Source organism: Actinoplanes sp. CA-142083 (assembly GCF_050942195.1).
Classification (GTDB): domain Bacteria; phylum Actinomycetota; class Actinomycetes; order Mycobacteriales; family Micromonosporaceae; genus Actinoplanes.
Genome location: NZ_CP192076.1, coordinates 2676561 through 2698947 on the forward strand (window position 1 = coordinate 2676561; position 22387 = coordinate 2698947).

18 protein-coding genes are annotated in these 22387 nt (G+C 72.4%); 10 read left to right on the plus strand and 8 right to left on the minus strand.

The genetic code is table 11. From position 1 onward, the window contains the following. Window positions 1-77 precede the first annotated feature (77 nt). Window positions 78-5336, plus strand: coding sequence for a diguanylate cyclase (locus tag ACQPZX_RS12675; RefSeq protein ID WP_433378986.1), 5259 nt, complete (start codon window positions 78-80; stop codon window positions 5334-5336). Between the two features lie 5 nt (window positions 5337-5341). Here the strand turns inward: ACQPZX_RS12675 and ACQPZX_RS12680 are convergent, their stop codons facing one another. From ACQPZX_RS12680 to ACQPZX_RS12705, 6 genes are all read right to left on the minus strand, one after another. Next, the gene (locus ACQPZX_RS12680; protein ID WP_433378989.1) at window positions 5342-5677 is read right to left on the minus strand and encodes a hypothetical protein; all 336 of its coding nucleotides are present in this window, start codon (window positions 5675-5677) and stop codon (window positions 5342-5344) included. Between the two features lie 66 nt (window positions 5678-5743). Beyond that, the gene (locus tag ACQPZX_RS12685) at window positions 5744-6394 is read right to left on the minus strand and encodes a response regulator (RefSeq protein WP_433378992.1); all 651 of its coding nucleotides are present in this window, start codon (window positions 6392-6394) and stop codon (window positions 5744-5746) included. After that, on the minus strand, window positions 6391-7545 hold the full coding sequence (locus ACQPZX_RS12690; RefSeq protein WP_433378995.1) for a sensor histidine kinase: 1155 nt from the start codon (window positions 7543-7545) through the stop codon (window positions 6391-6393). Before ACQPZX_RS12690 ends, ACQPZX_RS12685 begins: the two co-directional genes overlap by 4 nt. Further along, entirely contained in the window at window positions 7542-8372 is an 831-nt protein-coding gene (locus ACQPZX_RS12695; protein ID WP_433378998.1) for a lysostaphin resistance A-like protein, read from the minus strand. The genes ACQPZX_RS12690 and ACQPZX_RS12695 overlap by 4 nt, the downstream gene beginning before the upstream one ends. A 615-nt stretch (window positions 8373-8987) precedes the next feature. Next, window positions 8988-10274: a S1C family serine protease gene (locus ACQPZX_RS12700; protein ID WP_433379001.1), complete on the minus strand. Its 1287-nt coding sequence runs from the start codon at window positions 10272-10274 to the stop codon at window positions 8988-8990. A gap of 53 nt (window positions 10275-10327) precedes the next feature. Then, entirely contained in the window at window positions 10328-10972 is a 645-nt protein-coding gene (locus ACQPZX_RS12705; RefSeq protein WP_433379004.1) for a response regulator, read from the minus strand. A gap of 143 nt (window positions 10973-11115) precedes the next feature. Between ACQPZX_RS12705 and ACQPZX_RS12710 the strand changes: the two genes are divergently transcribed. The 5 genes from ACQPZX_RS12710 (at window position 11116) to ACQPZX_RS12730 (ending at window position 15466) form a co-directional block, all read left to right on the plus strand. Then, complete coding sequence (locus tag ACQPZX_RS12710; protein WP_433379007.1) at window positions 11116-11637, plus strand: hypothetical protein; 522 nt, start codon at window positions 11116-11118, stop codon at window positions 11635-11637. Window positions 11638-11649: 12 nt separating this feature from the next. Further along, entirely contained in the window at window positions 11650-12768 is a 1119-nt protein-coding gene (locus ACQPZX_RS12715; protein WP_433379010.1) for a sensor histidine kinase, read from the plus strand. A 4-nt stretch (window positions 12769-12772) separates the two neighbouring features. Beyond that, window positions 12773-13879, plus strand: a complete 1107-nt coding sequence (locus ACQPZX_RS12720) for a sensor histidine kinase (protein ID WP_433379013.1) — start codon at window positions 12773-12775, stop codon at window positions 13877-13879. A 64-nt stretch (window positions 13880-13943) separates the two neighbouring features. Continuing rightward, the gene (locus ACQPZX_RS12725) at window positions 13944-14948 is read left to right on the plus strand and encodes a LuxR C-terminal-related transcriptional regulator (RefSeq protein WP_433379016.1); all 1005 of its coding nucleotides are present in this window, start codon (window positions 13944-13946) and stop codon (window positions 14946-14948) included. Then, window positions 14945-15466: a hypothetical protein gene (locus tag ACQPZX_RS12730; RefSeq protein ID WP_433379019.1), complete on the plus strand. Its 522-nt coding sequence runs from the start codon at window positions 14945-14947 to the stop codon at window positions 15464-15466. Before ACQPZX_RS12725 ends, ACQPZX_RS12730 begins: the two co-directional genes overlap by 4 nt. Here the strand turns inward: ACQPZX_RS12730 and ACQPZX_RS12735 are convergent, their stop codons facing one another. Then, on the minus strand, window positions 15467-15946 hold the full coding sequence (locus ACQPZX_RS12735; RefSeq protein ID WP_433379022.1) for a universal stress protein: 480 nt from the start codon (window positions 15944-15946) through the stop codon (window positions 15467-15469). A gap of 111 nt (window positions 15947-16057) precedes the next feature. On the opposite strand from ACQPZX_RS12735, the gene ACQPZX_RS12740 reads away from it, so the two are divergent. The 4 genes from ACQPZX_RS12740 to ACQPZX_RS12755 all read left to right on the plus strand — a co-directional run bounded on the left by ACQPZX_RS12740 (window position 16058) and on the right by ACQPZX_RS12755 (window position 22022). Beyond that, window positions 16058-16984 (plus strand): hypothetical protein, encoded by a 927-nt coding sequence (locus ACQPZX_RS12740; RefSeq protein WP_433379025.1) that lies wholly within the window; start codon window positions 16058-16060, stop codon window positions 16982-16984. Further along, entirely contained in the window at window positions 16981-17328 is a 348-nt protein-coding gene (locus ACQPZX_RS12745; RefSeq protein ID WP_433379027.1) for a hypothetical protein, read from the plus strand. Before ACQPZX_RS12740 ends, ACQPZX_RS12745 begins: the two co-directional genes overlap by 4 nt. A 362-nt stretch (window positions 17329-17690) precedes the next feature. Beyond that, window positions 17691-20360: a glycoside hydrolase family 2 TIM barrel-domain containing protein gene (locus ACQPZX_RS12750; RefSeq protein ID WP_433379030.1), complete on the plus strand. Its 2670-nt coding sequence runs from the start codon at window positions 17691-17693 to the stop codon at window positions 20358-20360. Then, the gene (locus ACQPZX_RS12755; protein ID WP_433379033.1) at window positions 20361-22022 is read left to right on the plus strand and encodes a right-handed parallel beta-helix repeat-containing protein; all 1662 of its coding nucleotides are present in this window, start codon (window positions 20361-20363) and stop codon (window positions 22020-22022) included. Here the strand turns inward: ACQPZX_RS12755 and ACQPZX_RS12760 are convergent. Next, window positions 22019-22237 carry a hypothetical protein gene (locus ACQPZX_RS12760; protein WP_433379036.1) on the minus strand — a complete coding sequence of 73 codons (219 nt, stop codon included), beginning with the start codon at window positions 22235-22237 and terminating at the stop codon, window positions 22019-22021. The two genes, ACQPZX_RS12755 and ACQPZX_RS12760, sit on opposite strands and share 4 nt — an antisense overlap. Window positions 22238-22387: the final 150 nt, after the last annotated feature.

Here is a 22387-nt window from a genome sequence, read left to right on the forward strand (position 1 = left end):
ACCGGCGGTTCACAGGTGGCATCACGGGTGGTCGCTGGCGTAGCTTCCGATTAGCTCGCGTGGATGGAAGGACCCGTTTGACCGCGATCTTCGGCACGTCGCCGGGGTCACTCTCGGATCTCGAGGTGATCTCGCAGCTCGGGCGCGGGGCCGACACGGTCGTCTACCGCGTGCGCCGCCTCGGCGCGGAGTACACGCTGAAGATGCTGACCTCCACCGACGCGCAGGCCCTGACCACCGTGCGCCGCGAGGCTGCGCTGCTCGGCTCGGTCGGCCACCCCCTGCTCCCGCGGATCTTCGAGGTCGGCCAGACCTCGACGGGTCCCTATCTGATCCTCGAGTACATCGACGGCTTCCCCCTGTCGCAGACCCTGCGCGGCGGCCGGCTCGACGAGCAGACCGCCGTGCGGCTGGCCATCGACGTGGTGGAGCCGCTCGCCGCGGCGCACCGGGCCGGCCTGGTCCATCGTGACGTCAAACCGGACAATGTGATCGTCGAGCCGATCGGGACCGGCCGGCTGATCGACTTCGGACTCGCCGCGCGGGGCGGCGCGCACGAGGGTGTCGCCGGGACCCTGCTCTACAGCGCCCCCGAGCAGACCGGCATGCTCAAGCGCCCGGTCGACGGCCGCTCCGACCTGTACGCGCTGGGCGTGCTGCTCTACGAGTCCGTCACCGGCCAGGTGCCGTACTACGCGAAGGACGCCGGCGAGCTGATCCGGCTGCACGCCACCGCGCCGATCCCCGACCCGCGGGCGCACTGCCCCGAGCTCTCCGCCACGATGGCCGCGATCGTCGCGACGCTGATGGCCAAGGACCCCGACGACCGCTACCAGAGCGGCGAGAGCCTGCTGGCCGACCTGCGCCGGCTGGCCGAGCAACCGCGCGCCACGTTCGCGGTGGCCTCCGACCAGCGCGGGGTGCAGCCGAGCGGCCCGCAGCGCCTGGTCGGCCGCGACGACGAGGTGGTCACGCTGGCCCACCGCTGGCTGAAGGCCCGCGACGGCGGCGGGGGCGCCGTGGTCGTCGAGGGCCAGGGCGGCGCCGGCAAGACCCGGCTGGTCCGCGAGCTGACCAACGCGGTCGCCTCCGACGGCGACCTCACCCTGTACGGCAAGTGCGTGCTCGACGACCCGGTGCCGCTGGCGCCCCTGCGCGGCGCGGTCGAGCGGCACCTGCGCAGCGTGGACCGGCTCCCTTCGCCGGAGCGGGAACGTGCCGTCGAGCAGCTGCGCCGGGCGGCCGGTCGCGGCGGCCCGCTGCTGCGGACGCTGTCGCCGCTGCTCGCCGACCTGGTGCAGGCGCCCGAGCTGGGCGAGCAGAACCGTCACGAGCAGTTCGTCAACGCGGTCGCGGCGTTCCTGTTCGGCCTGGCCGAGGAGTTCGGGTCGGCCGTCCTGCACATCGACGACGTGCAGTGGCTCGACGAGCCGACCCGGCGGGTGCTGCAGCGGCTGACCGGCCGGCTGTCCGTCACCCCGCTGCTGGTCATCGCGACGAGCCGGGACGACGACGGCAACGAGACCGCGCTCGAGCGGTACCGCACCGACATGGAGGCCGCCCTCGACACCCGGATCTCGCTGGGCCCGCTCGAGCAGGACGCGGTCGAGCAGCTGGTCACCGAGCACCTGGGCGCCGTCCGGCTGCCCACCGAGCACATCGCCGAGCTGGCCGCGCGGGCCGGCGGCAACCCGTTCACCATCGGCGAGTACGTCCGCGCCGTCCTCGACGCCGGGCTCGTCGCCCCGTCGTGGAACGGCTGGCGGCTCGACCTGGCGAGCCTGGACCGCCTCGAGCTCTCCGGCGACGCGGTCGACCTGGTGCTGCAGCGCATCGACGGCCTCGGCGGCGACAGCCACCGGCTGCTGGCGGCCGGCGCGGCGGCGGGCCGGTGGTTCCCGGCCGAGCTGGCCGCGGCGGTCTGCGACATCGACCCGCGCCGGGCCCGGTCCCTGCTCGCCGAGGCGGAGTCCCGGCGGCTGGTGGCGGCCGCCGGCACCGACGGCTATCGCTTCCTGCACGACCGGATCCGTGAGGCGCTGCTGGTCGGCCTCGACGACGCCGCGCTCCGCGGGTTGCACCAGCGCATCGCCGAGGTCCTGGACGCCGCCGCGCCCGGCGACCCCCGCTACGTCTACGCCGTCGCCCGGCACTATGCGCTCGGCGAGACCGGCCGCCGGCCGCAGCGGGTCTACTTCAGCGGCTTCGCGGCCGGCAAGCTGGCCCTGGCCGAGCATGCTCCCGCCGAGGCCCGCGAGTTCCTGGAGGTCGCGGCGCGGGCGGCCGCCGGCGCGCGGGTCACCCCGCCACCCGACTTCTTCCTCACGCTCGGCACCAGCTGCGCCCGCGCCGGCCGGTTCGGCGAGGCACACCAGCACCTCGACCAGGCGCTGCGCGGCGAGCCCGACCGGCTCGGCCGGGCCGAGATCCTCGCCCAGGAGGCGATGGTCCACAACAGCGCGTGGAACCCCGACCGCGCCTTCGAAGCATGCCGCCGCGGTCTCGCCGAGTTGGGCTCGCCGCTGCCCCGCGGCCGCGTCGGCCTCACCCTGACCACGCTCTGGTCGGTGCTGGTCGGCCTGTTCATCGGCCGCACCAAGCTGGGTTTCGGCAACGCGAGCGGGCGCGCCCGGGAGCGCTACCGGCTGCAGGCGGTGCTCTGCGACATCGCGACGCTCGCGCTGTCGATGCGGATGCGCCGGATCATGCGCGCGGTGCTGAGCCTGCGCGCCCTGCACCCGATCAACCGGCTCGGTCCGGGCCGGGAGTACGCCCAGCACATGGCCGGCCTCGGCGTGATCGCCGACGTGGCCGGCCGGCGCAAGCTCGCGACCGGCCTCTACGACCGGGCCGCCGAGGTCGCGGCCCAGGTCGGCGACCCCGAGCTGGTCGGGTTCGTGGAGTGGAAGCGCGGCGCCGGCGGCTATCTGAGCGGCCGCGACGACGAGAGTCAGGTGTGGAGCGGAGCGCTGATCGAGCACGAGCGATGGCTCGAGCTGGGCGACTACCTCACCGGTGTGTCCACGATGAGCATGAAGTTCTTCAAGCGCGGGTGCACCGCCGAGGCCGAGGCCTGGTACAAGCGTGGCCGGGCGCGCCTGGGCCCGGGCGCGGAGGCGGAGGGCGCGGCGATCGGGGCCGTGGCCGCCGTGCTCGCCGCGCTGCGGGGACGGCCCGAGGAGGCCGGCGCCCGGATCGAGGAGATGCGGCGCTTCCTGCGGGCCAACCCCGACAATCCCATGCAATTGATCAATCTGTACGGCGCCCAGATGGTCGCCCTGGTCGAGCAGGGTCAGCTGGGTGAGCCGTTCGAGCGGCTCACCGCCGAGTTCGCGACGCTCGGGCTGAAGCCGAAGGCGATGGTCCCCGAGCAGCGGGTCTACTACGTGTGGGAGGCGCTGGGCCGCCTCGCCAAGTGCCGCGCCGACGGGGCTGATCGTGCTCCCGCACAGGCCGCCGTGGCCGCGCTGGCGACGATGGCCGACACCAAGCCGCTGCGCGCCTTCCATCTGGTGACCCGCGCCGACCTCGAAGTGCTCGACGGCCGGCCCGAGGACGCGCTGCGCACCCTCGGCGGCGTGGAGGTGACGCTGGTGCCGCTGGACGCGCCGCTCATCGCGTACGAGACGGCCCGGGTCCGCGCCCGCGCGCTCACCGCCCTCGACCAGCGGGCCTCGGCCGTGCAGCAGGCCAAACTCGCCCAGATGATCGCCATCGAGCAGCACTGGCCGCAGCGGTCCCAGTGGGTCTCCGACGAGTTCCGGGTCAGCGCCCACGCCTCGACGCAGCCCGGGTCGGTCACCGTCAGCAGCGCCGGCCGCGCCGGGCCCCGCACCCCCGGCAGCGACCCGGGCCGCTACCAGCGGCGGCTGGAGGCCCTTCAGCAGGTCAGCCTCGCGTCGGCGACGGTGCTGGATCCGGCGTCGCTGTCCCGCGTCGCGCTCGACGAGACCCTGCGCATCCTGGGCGCCGAGCGGGCGTACCTGTTCCTGCTCGACCGCGACCGCGACGAGCTGGTCCCGCACGTCGGCCGGGACGCCCGGGGCAACGAGATCCACGAGCTGACCGGGTACAGCACGACGCTGGTCGACCGGGTCCGGCACACCGGCGAGCCGCTGGTGGTGACCGGCAGCGAGGAGGGCGTGGCCCTCGGCTCGCACAGCGTGCAGGTCCACGGCCTGCGCAGCATCATGATCGCGCCGCTGAAGTTCAACGGCATCCTGCGCGGCGTGGTCTATCTGGACAGCCGGATCGCCAAGGGCGTGTTCACCAGCGCCGACGTCGACATCCTCAAGGCCATCACCAACCACGTCGCGGTGTCGCTCGAAACCGCCCGGGCAGCCCAGCTCGAGGTCGAGGTGCAGGCCGCGCGCCGGCAGCGCAACGTGGCCGAGACCCTGAACGCGGCGATGGCCGACCACAGCTCGTCACTCGACCCCGACGAGGTGATGCGCCGCCTGCTGACCAGCCTCACCCGGACGCTGGGCGGCGACACGGCGGTGCTGCTCACCGGGCCCGGCCCCGACGGGCTCGTGGTCGCCGCCTCGCACGGCCCGGCCGCGGCGGTCGGCTCCCGGCTGCCCGTCCCGCCACCCGACCTGCTGGAGCTGACCGCGCCGCGGGTGCGCTCGGTGTTCCCGGGCGACCGTCCGCCGTTCGGCGGGCTGCTCGGCGTCCCGCGTATCTGGTGGGCGGTCCAGGTGGCCCAGCGCGGCGAGCCGTACGGGATCCTGCTGGTCGGCGCGACCGGCGAGGGCGTGATGACCGAGGCGCAGATCCAGATCGCCGCGGCCATCGCCGGGCAGGGCATGACCGCGTACGAGAACGCCCGGCTGTTCAGCCAGGTGCGCCGGATGGCCACCCGGGACGGCCTGACCGGCCTCTACAACCGCAACCACTTCTTCGGCGAGGCGGGCCGGCTGCTCGACACCGCGCCGCGGAAGATCGCGGCGATCATGGTGGACATCGACCACTTCAAGAGGATCAACGACACGTACGGCCATCCGGTCGGCGACGAGGTGATCCGGGTCGTGGCCCAGCGCCTGCGCGACACCATCGGCGCCGGCGACGTCCTGGGCCGGTACGGCGGCGAGGAGTTCGCCGTGGTCACCCCGCAGTCCGCGATGCCCGCCGCCGACCTGGCCGGCCGGCTGCACCTGGCGGTCTCGGGCCACTCGGTGCCGACCGAGGCCGGCACGCTGCCGGTCACCATCAGCGTCGGCCTGGCCTGCCCCGACGGCAGCGACCAGGACCTGCGGCAGCTGCTGGCCCGCGCCGACCGCGCGCTCTACGAGGCCAAACAGACCGGCCGCGACCGCGTCTGCCTCGCCCCCTGACCCGCCTAGCGCACGACCACGCCGTTCTGCGGCTGCTTGTCGCGAGGCATGCCCTTGAAGACGTCGTGCCCGACCATGGCGAGGAACGCGAACTGATGGAGGTTCGCCCTCCGCTTGTCGGGCACAAGCAGCCAGCCGACGCCGCCGATCAGCGTCGAGAGGCAGACCACCAGGAAGCAGGCGATCATGAGACCGCGCGTGAGAGCCGGCGGGATCAGCCGCGTCACCCCGAGCAAGCCCACGACGAGCATCGACAGCCCGGCGAGGAGCGTGTACCGCAGGCCGCGGATGTAGGCGCGGTACGCGGGCTCTCGGCGAAGCCAGACCGGTCGCTGGGTCATGCCCCATGTAAGCAGGCCGCGCCGGCAGAGGTAAACGCCGGCTCGGACGCCGTCGGGCAGCTCGGGCTAAGTCACCAGGCCGCGGCGGTAGGCGTAGACGACGGCCTGGACGCGGTCGCGCAGGTCCAGCTTGGTGAGGATCCTCGACACGTACGTCTTGACGGTCTCGTGGCTGATCACCAGGGTCGCCGCGATCTCGCCGTTGGAGCGGCCGTCGGCGATCAGGCGCAGGACCTCCAGCTCGCGCGGGGTCAGCGGGATGTCGTCGGGCGTGCCGCCGGTCGGGCGGATCCGGGCCGCGTACCGGCCGACCAGCTGGCGGGTCACCTCGGGCGCCAGCAGGGCCGCGCCGGAGGCGACGGTGCGGATGCCCTGCAGCAGCTGCGGGGGAGGGGCGTCCTTGAGCAGGAAACCGCTGGCGCCGGCGCGCAGCGCCTCGTAGACGTACTCGTCGAGGTTGAAGGTCGTCACCACCAGAACCTTGACCGGCTCGGCCACCCCCGAGCCGGCCAGGAGGCGGGTCGCCTCGATGCCGTCGAGCACCGGCATCCGTACGTCCATCACCACGACGTCCGGCCGCAGCCGGACCGCCAGATCGACCGCCGCCCGGCCGTCGCCGCACTCGCCGACCACCTCGAGATCCGGCTGCGCGTCGATGATCGTCGCGAAGCCGGTGCGGATCAGCGCCTGGTCGTCGGCGACCAGGACCCTGATCACGCGGCGCTCCCGGCCGGGATCGTCGCCCGGACCACGAAGCCGCCACCGGGCCGTTCCGCGGCGCTGAACTCGCCGCCGAGCAGGTCGATCCGCTCGCGCAGGCCGGCCAGCCCGCGCCCGCTCCCGCCCGGCGACGCCGCGTCCGATCCCGAGCCGTCGTTGCTGACCTCGACCTGGATCTCCCTGGCGCCGTGCCGCACCCGCACCTCCGTGTTGCTGCCGTGGGCGTACTTCAGAGCGTTGGTGAGAGCCTCCTGCACCACCCGGTAGGCGGCAACCTCGGCGCTGCCGGCCGCCGGGCGGGAACTGCCCTCCTCGGTGAGCCGCACCGGCTGCCCGGCCCGCCGGGTCTGCTCCACCAGCTCGCTCAGCTCGCCGACCGACGGGGTCCGCGGCTCGGCGTCGTGCTCGGGCTTGAGCAAATCGAGCAGGTGCCGCAGATCCGCGATGGCCCGCCGGCCGGTGTCGGTGACGGCGGTCAGCGTCTCGTCGAGGCGCTCCGGCGCGGCGGTCAGGTAGCGCGCCGCCTCAGCCTGCACCACCATCGCCGTCACGTGGTGGGTCACCACGTCGTGCAGCTCCCGGGCGATGCGCGTGCGCTCGGCCGTACGCGTGGCCTCGGCGACGTGGCGGCGGCGCTCGTCCTCGGCGGCGCGGGTGGTGCGCAGCCACGCCCCGATGCCCCACGCGATCGCCAGGATCAGGTAGAACGTGACGAACCCGGCCAGCCCCTCGGACGATCCCTTGCGGTCGAGCGCCACGGCCAGCGGCACGTAGGCGAGCGAGGCGACGACCATCGTGGTGCGCCGGAACCGCTCGAGGTGGGCCGCCGTGCTCATCAGCGCGATCGGCAGCGCCGCGCCGGCCGCCGTGTGGTACCCCCGCAGCTGGTCGAGGGCGAAACCGGCCGAGACGAGCGTGAGGCAGAGCAGGGGCCAGCGGCGGCGCACGGCCAGCGGCAGGCACTCGAGGGCGATCACCAGGGCGGTCAGCGCGTCCCACGGCCGGTCCGGCAGGTCGCCGAGCTGCGTGCCCTTGCCGCGCAGCCCCGGCGTCACCGACCCGATGACCAGCGCCAGCCCCAACGGGAGATCCCGGACCGTGACGTCGAGGCGACGCCACAGGTCCGGGATGCGCCGGAGGTCGATCACCGGACGACCGTAGCGGCCGCGACCTCGCCGGCGCGACGGCGGGGGACGATGTGGCCGCGGCGGCGGGCCAGCCACATGAAGACGATCGTCGCGATCGTGCCGGCCAGCACGGTGTAGATGCTCGCCTCGGGGCCGAAGTCGCCGCCGCTGAGCAGGGTCGGCCCGGACATCGCGCTGTCCAGCAGCCCCTGCGGCGTGTTGCTGCCGGAGACCTGGGTGCCGAAGATCGCGCCCTCGGCGAAGTTCCAGCCGAAGTGCAGGCCGATCGGGAGCCACAGGCTGCGGGTCGCGGCGTAGGCGGCGCCCAGCATGCCGCCCGCCTCGATGGCGATGGCGATCGCGCCCCACAAGGTGGCGTGGGCGTTGAACAGATGCGAGGTTCCGAACAGGAGCGACGTGAAGACGAGGGCGATCCAGGTGCCGAAGCGCCCCTCGGTGATCCGGAAGAGGATGCCCCGGAAGAGCAGCTCCTCGGTCACGGCCGCGGCCGCCGAGAAGCCGAACAGTGCGATCGCGCCGGCCGCCGAGCCCCAGCCGACCACTTCGTAGCCGCCCAGGAACGCGATGTTGGCGATCACCGCGGCGAACATCCCGATCCCGAGCAGCGCGCCCCGGCCCAGGGCGCCGGCGGCGCCCTTGCGGGCCAACTCGGTCACCGGGCGCTTCTCGGTCCGGCCGACGACCCATCGGTACGCGAGAAGCGCGAGCACCGCCGTGCCCAGGCCGAGGATGAGGGTGAGCGGGGTGTTCCAGTTGGCGGCGGCTACGGCTTGGCCGCCGGCGAGGGCGACGATCGCGACTACGATGAGCTGCTTTACCAGGCGCATGACGACTCCTTGGGAGATCCCGCGGCGGGGTGCTGCGGACACGTCGAACGCTATGGATTTGGCGAGCTCAAATAATCACCGCGCGGTGGACACCTGGTTGTAGCTCGCGCGGGGGACAGGGGTGGGGCCGTTGCGTGCGAGGTTGTCTGTCGCAAAGTGGCGCTATCTTTTTTGCCACAAACCGTCCCCCACCCTGTTTGGGTGGGGACGAGTGAAGCACTCGGCACCGACATTTTCCGGCCGCTATCCACAGCCGGCGCTCGACCCGGCGGGATCTTGATGAGTCCCCGTTCAATGCGGACAGGAACTCACCAACCTTGGCCGCGTGTCCTCCGTCACCGCCCGATATAAGGGGACATTCCTGGCTGGCGTGGCGCAGGAGTCCCACGCAATGAGCGGCACGCTCAGCTGCTGAGACACGATGTCGGCATGTGGGGCCTGCTTCCCACGAACTGAGAGCGGCCACCCAGATAGCGGGACGGCGTAGCGAACGCCGATCACCGTGATCAACGGAAGTTGTTGATCACGGTGGGCGTCCCCGGCCCACCCCCACCCCGGTAGGGAGGGGCCAGGAAAGCACGGCAGTATGACACTTTCTGGCCGCTGTCCACAGGCTCAGCCGACCGGGCCGGAGGCGAGCTTGACCGAGGCGGAGTGGGACTGGCCGTTCAAGTCGGTCCAGCCGATCTTGACCTTGTCGCCGGGGTGGTAGCGGTCGAGCACCGAAGTCAGCGCCGTCGCATCATCGACCGTGGTCCCGGCCACCGAGGTGATCACGTCGCCGCGGGTCAGGCCGGCCGACTCGGCGGGCGAGCCCTCGACGACGCCGAGGACGACCGGGCCACTCGAGCCGGTGAAGCCGCGGTTGTTGCTGCCGGCGGTCTGGATGCCGAGGTACGCGGTGGCGCCGATGTGGATCACGTCGGACGCCTTACCGGCGCGGATCTGGTCGGCGATGGTCGTCGCGGCGGCGATCGGGATCGCGAAGCCCTGGCCGCCGCTGGCCTGGTACTGGAAGCCGGACGACGCGGCGGTGTCGACCCCGATCACCTCGCCGGAGGTGGTCAGCAGCGGGCCGCCCGAGTCGCCGGCCTGGATGTCGGCGTCGACCTGGATGAGGCCGGTGAGCTTCTCGGAGGAGCCGCTCGACTCGTCCTCGGCGGTGATCGACTGGTTGAGCGCGGTGATCACGCCGCCGACCGCGCTGGGGGTGCCGCCGGTGCCGCCGGCGTTGCCGATGGCGACGACCTGCTGGCCGGCCTTGACCGTGGCCGACGAGAGCGTGGCGGTGGCCAGGCCGGAGGCGTTCGAGAGCTTCAGCACGGCGATGTCGCCGGAGCGGTCGTAGCCGACCACGGCGGCCCGGTAGGCCTGGTGGTTGCCGATGTCGGTGACGGTGATGCTGGTGGCGCCCGCGACGACGTGGTTGTTGGTCAGCACGACGCCGTCCGAGCCGATCACGATGCCGGTACCGGCGGCCGCCGCGTTCTGGGCGCCGAGGACCGTGTCGATGTCGACCAGCGCGGGGTCGACCTTGGCCGCGACGGCGGAGATCTGACTGTCGGAGGGACCGTCGGAGGAGGTGCTGCCCTGCGAGCCGCCTCCAAAAGGAGAGCCGCCGCCCGGAGACCCCTGAGACCCACCGCTCCCCAAGGGAGGGGAGTAGGGCAGGACCGGCGACGAGTTGCTGGCCGGCGAGGCGACCGGGTGCAGCGCCCAGCCCGCCGCGAAGCCGGCCGCCCCGACCATCGCGAGCAGGGCGACGCCGCCGCCGATCGCGGCGACCAGACGACCCCGGTGCCGCTGCGGAGGCTGCGGCGGATGCGGATACTGCTGCCACTGCCCCGGCGGTGGCCACCCACCCGGGGCGGGCTGATAGGTGAACTGTTCGGGAATGGTCACCACTCCCTTGTACTGCCGCTTTCTTGAAGTGGGCTGACAGTTCCCTGGAGGCACTATGAGGGGGCGAATCCGGTCCGGTAGGCGAGGACGACCACCTGCACCCGGTCGCGCAGGCCCAGCTTGGTGAGGATCCGCGCGACGTGCGTCTTCACCGTCGTCTCGGCCACCACCAGCTCGGCCGCGATCTCGGCGTTGGACAGGCCGCGCGCCATGAGCCGCAGCACGTCCCGCTCCCGGTCCGTCAAAAGATCGAACTCGGCCGGAGGTGAAACGGGAACAGGCGTCGCGAACCGCTCGACCAAGCGCCGGGTGATCGACGGCTCGATCAGCGAGTCGCCGGTGGCCGCCGCCCGCACCGCCGCGATCAGCCGGCTGGACGGCGCGTCCTTGAGCAGGAAACCAGCCGCCCCGGCGCGGAGCGCGCGGTAGACGTACTCGTTCTGGTCGAAGGTCGTCAGCACCACGACCGTGGGCGGATCGGGCTGCCGGAGGATCTCCTCGGTGGCGGCGAGCCCGTCGAGCCCGGGCATCCGGATGTCCATCAGCACCACGTCCGGCGAGGCCAGCCGGGCCTGCCGGATCGCCTCGGCGCCGGTGTCCGCCTCGGCCACCACCTCGATGCCGTCCTCGGCCTCCAGGATCACCCGGAAGCCGGTGCGCACGAGCGTCTGGTCGTCGGCGATGAGCACCCTGATCACGCCGGTGATTCTGCCGTCCGCGGCGTCGTCGCCGGGTCATCCCTGAGGAGGATGCGGCGCGCCGAAATCGTCCTCGCGGAAGACGAGGGCCACGACCGTCGATCCCTAGCGTCGAGGGCACCGAAACGAACAGGGGGAAGACAATGAAGCAGATCCGTCCTCTCGACTACGTGCTCGCGGCTCTCATGTCCGCAGGCGGCGTGTTCCTCATGGTGGAGAACATCGTCGCCGGCGACGACTCCTCGCTGATCCACCCGGTCGACACCACCTCGTGGCTGATCGTGCCGGCCTTCCTGCTGGTCACGATCCCGATCCTGTGGCGACGCCAGAACGCGGCCGTGGTTACCTGGGTCACCGCGGCGGCCGCCGCCGGGCATGTGCTCGCCTTCGGCTGGCTCACCCGCTGCGGCGTGGTGCTGCCGCTGGCTTTCGCGCTGTCGTACGCGATCGCCCGCTTCGCCCGCGGCCGGCGCGACCATCTGATCGGCCTGGCCGGCGTGGTGGTCCTGCTGGTGGTCATCCTGCTGCGGGACTCCTCGGCCGACCTCGCCGGCGCGCTGCCGATCGCTCTTCCGGGCGCCGCCCTCTTCTACGGCGCCGGGCTGCTGGTCCAGAATCGGGTCAGCAAGAAGCAGCAGCCAGAGGCCGTCCGCGCGACCGTGTGAAGGAGCGCGATCATGAGTGAGGCCATCAAGGGTCGCGACTGGCTCCTCGCGGGCGCCCTCACGGCCCTGGGCGCCGTGCTGGCTCTGATGAACGTCACCGCCACCGGCGACGACCCGGCGATGGCCCACCCGATCGACACCCACTCGGCCTGGCAGCTGCCGGTCTTCGTGGCGGCCTTCGTGCCGGTGCTGTGGTGGCGGCGGAGCGTCCTGGCCGCCACCTCGGTCGCTCTCGGCGCGATGGTGCTGCACGATCTGCTGTTCGGCTGGGTGACGCGATGCGGGGCGGGGCTGCCGCTGGCGTTCGTGCTGGCGTTCCTCGGGGCGCTGTCCTATGGGCGTACGAAAGCGTGGATTTGTTGTGGGATCTCCGCCCTGCTCACGGTGGCGGTGCTGATCGTGGACGCCTCGGCGGGGCCCGAGGCGATGATCCTGGCCCTGCCGGTGGTGCTGATCGTCTTCGGCGTGGGGCGGGCCGCGCGGCATCGCACGCTGCTGAACCGGCAGCTCCGGGCCCGCGACGAGGAGCTGCGGCAGTTGCGCGACGACCGGGCGGCGCTGATGGTGGCCGACGACCGGGCGCGGCTGTCGCGGCAGCTCGACGGCCTGCTGCAGGAGCGGCTCGACGAGCTGACCAGGGCGGCCGAGTCGGCGGACGGGCTCGCTCCGGCGCAGGCCCGGGCGCTGCTCGAGTCGATCGAGACCGGCGGCCGGCAGACCATGGACGACATGCGGGAGATCGTCGGGCTGCTCCGCGGCGGCGAGGTCGATCTGGATCCGGCGCCGACGGTCGCGCACCTCGACGCCCTGCTGGCCCGCCGTCGCGAGGGGCAGTCGAAGCTGACCGTCAGCGGCGACCCGCGCTCGCTGCCCGCGACGGTCGAGCTCTCCGCGTACCGGATCGTGGAGTACCTGGTGAACGCCCTCGACGACCGGCCGGTGCAGGTGACCGTGCGGTTCGAGGACGACGCTCTGGAGATCGTCGTGCAGGGCTCGGTGGGGCGCGGCGCGGTGCTGCGGGCGGCGGTCGCACGCGTACGGGAAAGGGCGAAGCTGCACGCCGGCTCGGTCGACGTGAAGCTCGCCCGGGGCTCGGCCCGCGTCCTGGCGCAGCTGCCCGTGCTGGGGTGAGACCGTGCGCTGGCTCGCGATCCCGCTGGTGCTGCTCGTGGTCGTGCTGCCGACCGCGTGGCACGGGTCGTGGAGCGTGCTGACCGTCCTGCTGGCGGCGAGCGGGCTCGCGCTGCTGTGGTGGCGCACGCATCCTCGCGCGGTCGCGCTGACCGGCGCCGCCCTCTGGCTCGCCGGTGCCGCATTGGCCGATTACGGCTGGTTCCCGGACACCGCGTTCGTGATCCTGGCGCTGCTGTCCACCGTGGCGGCCCTCGGCTTCCGCAGCCGCTGGGCCGGGCTGGGAGTCGCCGTCTTCCTGGTCGCCCTCTTCGTGCTGGTGGGCGACTCCAACCCGGTCCCGTTGATCATCTTTGGGGTGCCCGGGTTTCTCGCCGGGACCGTGCTGCGGCTGCGGCGGGAGACCGCCGCGCAGCTCGCCGAGCGCGGCCGGGAGCTCGAGGAGGAGCGCGAGCTCTTCGCCGACCTGGCGCTGCGGCACGAGCGGGCCCGGATCGCGGCCGAGCTGCACGACATCATCGGCCACGCGATCAGCGTGATGATCATCCAGGCGGCGGCCGGGCAGCGGCTGGTCGAGCGGGATCCGGACGGCGCGCGGCAGGCGTTCGCGGCGATCGCGGAGTCGGCCCGGCAGGGGCGCGGGGACCTGCGGCGGCTGGTCGATCTGCTCGGCGGCGCCGAGGTCGACGGTCCCGATCTGGCGCTGATCGACGAGGTGGTCACCCGCGCGGCGCGCAGCGGTCTCGACGTGTCCTGCCGCTTCGAGGGCTCGCGGGAGGCGGTGGCGGCGCCGGTCGCGCACCTGGCCTTCCGGGTGGTCCAGGAGAGTCTCACCAACGCCTTGCGCCACGCCCCGGGATCCGCGGTCCGGGTCCTGCTTCGCGATTCCAAGACCGATTTGATCGTACGGGTGGAGAACGACCCTTCCGGCGCCGCGCCACCCGGTCTGCCGGGCACCGGCCGCGGGCTCACCGGCCTGCGGGAGCGGATCCAGCAGCACGACGGCCGGTTGACGGCCGGACCGGACGGGAGCGGCGGCTGGGCGGTGGAGGCCGTGCTGCCGGTTGCAGGATTCCGCAATCTGCCCCGCGAGGGTTCCGCTCGGCATTGATGGATGGTGTTCTGATGCGGCCGGTCATCACGGGGGCGACCGGCCACATTGGCGGGGGTGGGGTATGCCGGCGGATGCGGGGGTGATCCCGGCGCTCACCCGGTGGGGCCTGTCGGCCGACGCCGACCTGGTCTTCCGGGCGCTGGCCCTGCTGGGCCCGGCCGACGGGCACCGGCTGGCCCGCGAGCTCGGCCTGGCGAAGGCCAGGACGAAGTCGGCGCTGGACGAGCTCGCGGCCGCCGGTGCCATCGCCGCCTCGGGGGGCACGTGGGCGGCGCGCGACCCGGACGAGGTCGCGCGGCGCCTCCGGCGGCGGCAACCACCTCCGCCGCCGGAGGCGGACCGGTGGCGGCAGCACTTCGCCACCATCGAGGGGCTGGCCGGGGTGGCGCCGCCGGACCGGCACGCCCGGCTGTGGCCGAGCCGGGCCGCGACCCGCAAACGGGTGGCGCAGCTGGCCGCCGTGGAGCGCCACGAGCACCTGACCATCAACAACGAACCGGTGATCAGCGCCGAGTCGATGTCGGCCGCGCAGCCGGTCGACCGGCGACTGGCCGCCCGGGGCGTACGGCTGCGGGTCATCGACCGCGACCGGCCGCCGCTGCCCGCCACCTCCGGCCCGCCGGTGCCGCTCGGCCCGGTCCGGTACGTGGCGACGCCGCCGATGAAGCTGATGGTCTTCGACCGCAAGGTCGCCCTGTTCCCGGCCGACCCGCTCGACCTCGAGCGGGGCTACGTCGAGGTCGCCGACGAGTCGTTCGTGGCGGCCCTGTGCACCCTGTTCGAGCGGCTCTGGGCCCAGGGCCGCGACCCCCATCGCCAGGAGGTGATTCCGATCGACCTGTCGCCGCGGGAGAGCGCGCTGGTCGGTCTGCTCGCCCTCGGCCACACCGATCAGACGGCGGCCGACGAGCTCGGGCTGAGCCCGCGCACGGTCGCGTACACGCTGCGCGCCCTGATGGACCGCATGGGCGTGCGCAACCGATTCCAGCTCGCGCTGGCGCTCGGCGCCGCCGGCGCGGTCCCGCCCGAGACCTGGCAGCCCACCGAGGAGAACCGGCCGACATGATGAGAAGAACGCTGGCGTGGATCGCGGCCGTGACCGCCGCCCTGCTGGTGGGCCTGCCCGGCGTGGCCCGGGCCACCACCGTCTGGACCCCGGCGAGTTGCGCGACGGGCTCGTTCGGGCCGGTCACCGTCGACGCGCTCGGGCACTACATGGTGCCCGCGCACATCGAGCTGTGCGAGCCGTACCAGGCGCGCTTCAACTATGGGATCGCGCTGTTCCTGAACGACGGCACGGTCCCGACGGTCACCGGCAACAAGCTCCAGTCGTACGCGTCGGCCGACGTGATCGCCGAGACGCTGCCGCGGGACTACCCGGTGCCGGCGTTCGCCTTCTGCCTGATGCGCGACACGCAGACGCGGGTCGCCTGCGTGCGGATCGACACCGCCGCCGACGGCGCCGCCACCAGCGCCCCGCTCGCGATCGACGACCGCCTGGTCGCCGATCCGGTCATCTTCCTGCGCAAGCCGTTCACCATCCTGCCCAACTACTGCGCGACCTGCGTGTCCATCAACTGGTGATCATCTGTGGGGCGGCGGCGGTGGCACCGTCGACAGGTCCGGGGGCTCGTCCGGCCAGATCAGCAGCACCCGGCAGGGCGCGTGGTCGATGACGAAGCGGGCGTGGTGGCCGATGCTGTGCGGGCCGAGCCGGGTGTGGTCGCCGTCGCGGGCCAGCACCAGCAGGCCGGCGTCGGCGCACGCCGCGATGACCTCACGCTCGATGCGGCCCTGGCGGGCGACCTTGCGGGCCGGCCGGCCCAGCCGGGCCTCGGCGGCGTCGAGCAGCGCGGTCTGGCCCTCGGTCAGGACCTGCTCGGCGGCGCCGGCGACGTCGTAGCTGAGGCCGCGCCCGAGCAGGCCGGCGCGGGCGCCGGCGACCGCCTGCACCGTGTTCACATCGATCACGTGCAGCAGCGTCAGCTCCGCCGAGGGCAGATCGCGTACGGCGTCCACGGCGGCCTGCCACGTCCCTTCCGTGACCCAGACGACAACCTTCATCGGAGGACCGTAGCCTCGCCGAGGTGGATCCGCAGCATGTCGCCGGCATGTTCACCGTTGAGGTAAGCGCTTTCCGTAGACAGTGACGTCCATCGATATTAGGCTCCGGGCATGCGTACTCGCCTGCTCACCGTCGCCGTCGGCATCGCGGCGGTCGTCGCCGGCACCGGCGCGGCCGCGGCTCCCCCCACGTCCCCTCTCCCTTCCACACTTGCCCGGCCCGCCGCCGATCACCCCGAAGTGCGCGGCGCTCGTGCACCGATCAGGGGCACGGTCGCGGGGTCGACCGGCGTGGCGGGGGCCGCTGCCACCCGATTCGAGAGCCTCACGCGGCAGCGAGTCGCCGCTCAGGAGTTCCACACCGCCTGGGGCACCGCCTTCAGCCAGCCGCAAGCCAAGGGGATACGGGCCACCCACAGCGTGCTGACCGGCGCCGGCACCACCACCCGCGGCGGCGAGTACATCTACTCGCCGACCTCGCTGAGCCCCGGCGGCGCGTGCATCGAGATGACGACCGCTTACACGCCGAGCGGACCGCTGCTCTGGGCGTGGGACTGGTGCGGCGGGAACGCCGGCGTCGGCAAAGCGGTGTCCATCGGCAGTTCGTTCCTCGCGACCTACACGACGACGGTGAACGGGCTGCCGGCGTACAGCTTCGAGGTCAGCCAGACGAACGCGTCGACCAACGCGTGGACGTCGTATCTGTACAACTTCAGCACCCACGCGTACGAGACGTTCTATTCCAGCTCGGGCAGCTACGACCTGGGCGAGACGTGGTTCGGCTGGGACATGTTCGAGATCTACAGCACGATCAACCCGTCCACCGGCGCCGGCTACTACTGCGCCGGCATGGCCGGCAAGTCCTTCGACGCCAGCTCGATCTCGGTCAAGCTCAACGGCGCGTGGCAGACGGCGACACCATCAAATTCCTATTCGTACGGGAATCCGCCGCCCTCGGGAAGCAGTTTCCAGTGCCCGAAGCTGTCGTTCGCGATGAACAGCCCCAACAATTGGTGGAGCGCCCGCATCGCGAGTTGACGGGTTCGATCCGGCGCAGCTTCAAGGACGCCATGGCGCATGCCGAGCGTGTGCTCGACGACGCCGAGCGGGTCAGCCTCGACGTGCCCTCGGCCGCACTGCGCCGTTCCTCGACGGTGCTGCTGTCCGGCCTGGCCGAATACGAGCTGGTCGACGGCGGCGAGCCGGCCCTGACGCTGCTGCCCGCGGCCGGCACCGATGCGGTCGGCACCGCAGCGGCCGGCGGGGGTGCGGCTGCGGGCCGGGTGTCCGGCGGGGATGTGGCTGGCGGGTGGGTGGCGGGTGATGCTGTGCGGTGGGGCGGCGGGTTGAGGGCGGGGTCGAGGTGCGGCTGGTGGCGATGACATCGTCCACGACTGTTGCCTCGATCAGTGGGCCGTACTCTTTCGGCGGTTGATGCCGACCTGCTCGGCCGGCCGATCGAGGGGTCCAAGGTTGACTTGCGGCGGGTGCCGCTGCGGCCTTGGGAGATCCGGACGCTGCACCTGCGGTCGGAGAGTCGATGACCGGGGAAGAACTGCGGCTCTGGGCTCCGGCTGGGGACGCCACCCCGGCGGACCTGGCCGTGCGGGGCCTGGACAACCGTCGACGGACGACTGCGGGCCGAGGCCGAGTTGCGTGCCCGGCGGCCGGTGTCGATCGTGGTGAGCTGCGGGGATCGGCGCGTGACCGCGGATCTCGTACCCGGGAAATCTTGGAGCTGGAAATGACCGCACCGCACGAGACCATCGCACCGCCGACCGGGGCCGAGCCGCCGAGGGCCCGGCTGAGGACCACGGCCGGCGCGCTGTCGCTGGACGGCGTCTGGCAGTTCAGTCTGGACGGTGCGCGGGGCGAGATGCCGGTTCCCGGGCAGTGGCAGCTCAACGGGTACGGCGCGCCCGCGTACACGAACGTCCGTTACCCCTTCCCGATCGATCCGCCGCACGTTCCGGCGGACAACCCGGTGGGCGAGTACCGGCGGACCGTGCGGCGTCCGGCCGACTGGGACGGCGGCCGGGTGCTGCTGCGGTTCGACGGCGTCGACTCGTGGTTCGAGGCCGAGATCAATGGCACGCTCGTGGGTCGGTCCACGGGCAGTCGGCTGACCGTCGAGTTCGAAGTCACCGCGCTGCTGACCGGCGCCGAAGACGAACTGGTCGTGCGGGTGCGGCAGTGGAGCTTCGCGAGCTATGTCGAAGACCAGGACCAATGGTGGCTGTCCGGCATCTTCCGATCCGTCGCGCTGCTGCACCGCCCGGACGGCGGCATCGATGACGTACGGGTCGTGGCCGATTACGACCATCTGACCGGCGACGGGATTCTGCGGGTCGAGGCGTCCAGCAGCCTGCCGGTCAGCTGGGAGATCCCCGGCGTCGAGCTCGACGGCGATCGGGTCGCGGGGGTGCGGCCGTGGTCGGCGGAGCAGCCAAACCTCTACCGCCTGCTCGTGCGCACCGACGCCGAGACCGTCTCGCTCGACATCGGCTTCCGCACGGTCCGGATCGAGGGCGACCGGCTCACGCTCAACGGCGCGCCGCTGACTTTCCGCGGCGTCAACCGGCACGACTTCGATCCCGCGACCGGGCGGGCGGTCCCGCGCGAGCGGATGGAACACGACGTCGCACTGATGAAGCAACATCACATCAATGCCGTACGGACGAGCCACTACCCGCCGGACCCGTACTTCCTGGAGCTCTGCGACCGCCACGGGCTCTACGTGATCGAGGAGTGCGACATCGAGACGCACGGCTTCTCGCTGGTCGGCTGGCGGGGCAACCCGTCGGACGACCCCGCCTGGGCCGGCGTCTACCTCGACCGGATGCGGCGCATGGTGGAACGCGACAAGAACGCGCCCAGCGTCGTGATGTGGTCGCTCGGCAACGAGGCCGGCTGGGGACGCAACCTCGCCGCGAACGCCCGCTGGACGGCCGGGCGCGACACGACCCGGCCGATCCACTACGAGGGCGACGCCGAGTGCGAGAGCGTCGACGTCTACAGCCGGATGTATCCCGGCTACGACGAGCTGGAGGCGATCGGCCGGCACGACGAGCCGGCGCTCGCCGACCCCGGGCGAGACCGGCGTCGCCGCGGCCTGCCGATGATCATGTGCGAGTACGGGCACGCGATGGGCAACGGGCCGGGCGGGCTGGCCGACTACGAGGCCATCATCGACGCGCACCCGCGGCTGGCCGGCGGCTTCATCTGGGAGTGGATCGACCACGGCATCGCCTCGGAGGGCGCCTACCGCTACGGCGGCGACTTCGGCGAGGCCGTGCACGACGGCTCGTTCGTGATCGACGGCATGGTCTTCCCGGACCGGACGCCGTCACCCGGCCTCGCCGAGCTGGCCGCCGTGAAGACTCCGGTCCGCTTGCGGATCGACGGGGACGATCTGGTAGTCGAGAACCGGTGGAGCTTCACCACCACCAAGGATGTGGTCTTCTCGTGGTCAGGTGAGGCCGACGCCGGTGTCCTCGAGGTTCCCGTGGTGGCGCCGCTGGCGTCGCACCGGCTCCACCTGCCGAAGGCCGCGCTCATGGTGACGGCGACGGTCGAGGGGGCCGTGCTCTCACGCGCGCAGAAGCGCCCGGCCGCCACGGCGCAGTCGGCCCACGAGCGCGCCGCGCCGGAGCTTTCGGGCTGGGGGCGTTCTGACCCGGCGGCCGGGCATTCGATCCAGCCGGAGCGGCTCGGTCCCTTCCCGATCGCGAGCATCGCCCTCGACACGTGGCGGGCGCCTACCGAGAACGACCGGTTCTCGCTGGAGAAGACGTGGCGGGCCGCCGGGCTGGACCGTCTTTTGGAGAGGGCGGGCCGATATCTGCCGGCGGGGCTCGACAGCGGGTTCGAGATGACCTACGGCTGGTCGGCCGTCGGCGACGCGGTCCGGCTCGATGTCGAGATCGAGCGCCTCGGGGAATGGCGGCTGCCGCTGCCCCGCCTGGGCGTGGCGCTCGCCCTGCGCACTCCCGCGCCCGGCGACGTGCGATTCGAGTGGTTCGGGCTCGGGCCCGGGGAAAGCTACCCCGACTCCCGCTCGGCCAACTGGCACGGGCGGCACAGCCTCACCGTCCGCGAGGCGCAGACCCCCTACGTGGTGCCGCAGGAGAACGGCAACCGCTCGGAGGTCAGCTCGCTGCGCCTGGCCACGCCCGAGGGTGGGCTGCGCATCGAAGGGGACAGTCCGTTCGAGGTGGCCGTGCGCCCCTGGTCGACCGCGGAGCTGGAGCGGGCTCGGCACACCAACGAGCTCGTCGAGGGGAGCCTGCTCTGGCTGCACCTCGCGGCCGGGGTGACCGGGCTGGGGTCGGCGAGCTGTGGGCCGGCCGTGCGTCCGAGTGCGGAGTTCCGGGCGTCGCGGGTCCGGATGGGCTTCACCTTCGAGGCGTTCTAGGTGCTCCTCGATGTCACCGATTTCGGTTCCCTCGACGATGCCGGGCCCGCCATCCGTGCGGCCCTGCGCGTCGCGAGGGCCACCCCGGGCCCGGTGGTGCTCCGCTTCCCGCCCGGCGAATATCACGTCTGGCCGCAGGAGGAGAACCGGCGCGAGCTCTACGTCTCCAACACCGTCGGGGCCGACCCGCGGCATCGCATCAAGACAGTCGCCATACTCATCGAGTCGATCGACGACCTCCTTCTCACTGGGGAGGGCGCCCGCCTTGTCGTGCACGGTCTGCAGACCACGTTCGCGGTCCTCGACTCGGCCCGGGTCCGCGTCGAGGGACTCGAGTTCGACTACGCCGTGCCCACCGTCGTCGACGCCACTGTGGCCGACGCCGGCCCGGGCTTCCGGCTGATCCGGGTCCCCGCCGTCACCCGCTTCACCGTCACCGGGCGGTCCGTCCTCTGGCACGGCGAACCCACTCCCGCCGGTGGTTTCGCCTGGTGGGGACGGAACGGGCTCGACTACACACAGGTCTTCGACGTTGCCGCCGGGCGTGCGCGGCGGGTGGACAACCCGCTGTTCCGCGACGTCGCGGCGATGCATCGGGTGGGGGAGCGGGAGGTGCGGATCGAGTACGGGCACCGCGCGCAGCCGTACGATATGGGGCTGGTTTATGCCATGCGCCGGACCGTGCGTGATCATCCCGGCGCGCTCATCACGGGCAGCGCCGACGTCACGCTGTCCCGGCTGCGGTTCCGCTACCTGCACGGATTCGGGGTGGTCGCGCAGCACAGCCGAGACCTCACGGTCGAGGACTGCGAGTTCCGTCCCCCGCCGGGCACCCGGCGGCACAGCGCCGGGTTCGCCGACTTCCTGCAGGTCTCCGGCTGCTCGGGCCGGGTCGTGGTGCGCGACAGCGTCTTCGACGGCTCGCACGACGATCCGATCAACGTGCACGGCACCTACCTGCGGGTGGCGGAGCAGCCGCGGACCGACACGTTGCTGCTGCAGTTCGCCCACCCGGAGACGGCGGGGCTGGCGCAGTTCACGCCGGGCGAGCGCTTCGAAGTGGTCGACCGCGCCACCCTGCGCCCGGTCGCCGAGGCCGGCGTGCGCGACGTCCGGCAACCCGGCGACCCCGGGGAGCCGCTGACCAGCATCGTCCTCACCGCCGACGTGCCGTTGCCGGCCGGGCTCGCCGGCGTCAGCGCCGTCGAGAACGTCTCCCGCACCCCGAGCGTCGAGATCACCGGCAACGTCTTCCGGAACACCCCGACCCGGGCCGTGCTGGTCACCACCCGGCGGCCGATCCGGATCGAGCGCAACCGCTTCGAGCGCCCCGGGATGGCCGCGATCTACGTCTCCGCCGACGCCAACGAGTGGTGGGAGTCCGGCCCGGTGCGCGACTTGACGATCCGCGCGAACGAGTTCATCGACCCCGGCGGTCCCGCGATCCTCGTCGACCCGCGGGCGCCCCGCGTCGACGAGCCGGTGCACAGCGGCATCCTGATCGAGGAGAACCGCTTCGAGCTCGACGGGGTCCCGGCAGTCGACGCCACCGCGACGAGCGGCCTGCGCCTGCACGCCAACGCCAGCCTGCCCGCCACCGCCACCACCACAGCCACCGCCGAGGTGCGGTTCACCGCCTGCCGCGACGTGGTGATCGACTAGTCCTGCCCACCCTCGTCGATCCAGCGCCGCAGCAGGGTGGCGCTCTCCTCCGGCCACGACCCGTCGCACGGCATCGAACCGCGGGCGACGGCGCCGAAGATGCGCTCCGCGTGCTGTCGGACGTCCGCGGCCGACCAGAGATCGAACATCCAGAGCATGGAGTTGCGGTCCTTCTCCCGGAAGAGCGGACGAATATCCGTCTCGAAACTCAGCATGTCCTCTTGACCGAGCAGTGACGCCGGTTGTGACACGCCCGCCGATCGGGTTAGCCCGGTCGGACGCCCACGTGCGGGCGACTGACCTGCGGCTTTGTGGTCGGCATCATCCCCGGCATGAGTTCGTGTGTATCCGGTGCCGACGGCGAA

Coding starts and splice junctions, on each gene's coding strand:
- ACQPZX_RS12695 (WP_433378998.1), bottom strand. CDS start 8,372: ATGCGCCTGGTAAAGCAGCTCATCGTAGTCGCGATCGTCGCCCTCGCC.
- ACQPZX_RS12725 (WP_433379016.1), top strand. CDS start 13,944: ATGCCGGCGGATGCGGGGGTGATCCCGGCGCTCACCCGGTGGGGCCTG.
- ACQPZX_RS12750 (WP_433379030.1), top strand. CDS start 17,691: ATGACCGCACCGCACGAGACCATCGCACCGCCGACCGGGGCCGAGCCG.
- ACQPZX_RS12760 (WP_433379036.1), bottom strand. CDS start 22,237: ATGCTGAGTTTCGAGACGGATATTCGTCCGCTCTTCCGGGAGAAGGAC.
- ACQPZX_RS12710 (WP_433379007.1), top strand. CDS start 11,116: ATGAAGCAGATCCGTCCTCTCGACTACGTGCTCGCGGCTCTCATGTCC.
- ACQPZX_RS12730 (WP_433379019.1), top strand. CDS start 14,945: ATGATGAGAAGAACGCTGGCGTGGATCGCGGCCGTGACCGCCGCCCTG.
- ACQPZX_RS12715 (WP_433379010.1), top strand. CDS start 11,650: ATGAGTGAGGCCATCAAGGGTCGCGACTGGCTCCTCGCGGGCGCCCTC.
- ACQPZX_RS12735 (WP_433379022.1), bottom strand. CDS start 15,946: ATGAAGGTTGTCGTCTGGGTCACGGAAGGGACGTGGCAGGCCGCCGTG.
- ACQPZX_RS12740 (WP_433379025.1), top strand. CDS start 16,058: ATGCGTACTCGCCTGCTCACCGTCGCCGTCGGCATCGCGGCGGTCGTC.
- ACQPZX_RS12680 (WP_433378989.1), bottom strand. CDS start 5,677: ATGACCCAGCGACCGGTCTGGCTTCGCCGAGAGCCCGCGTACCGCGCC.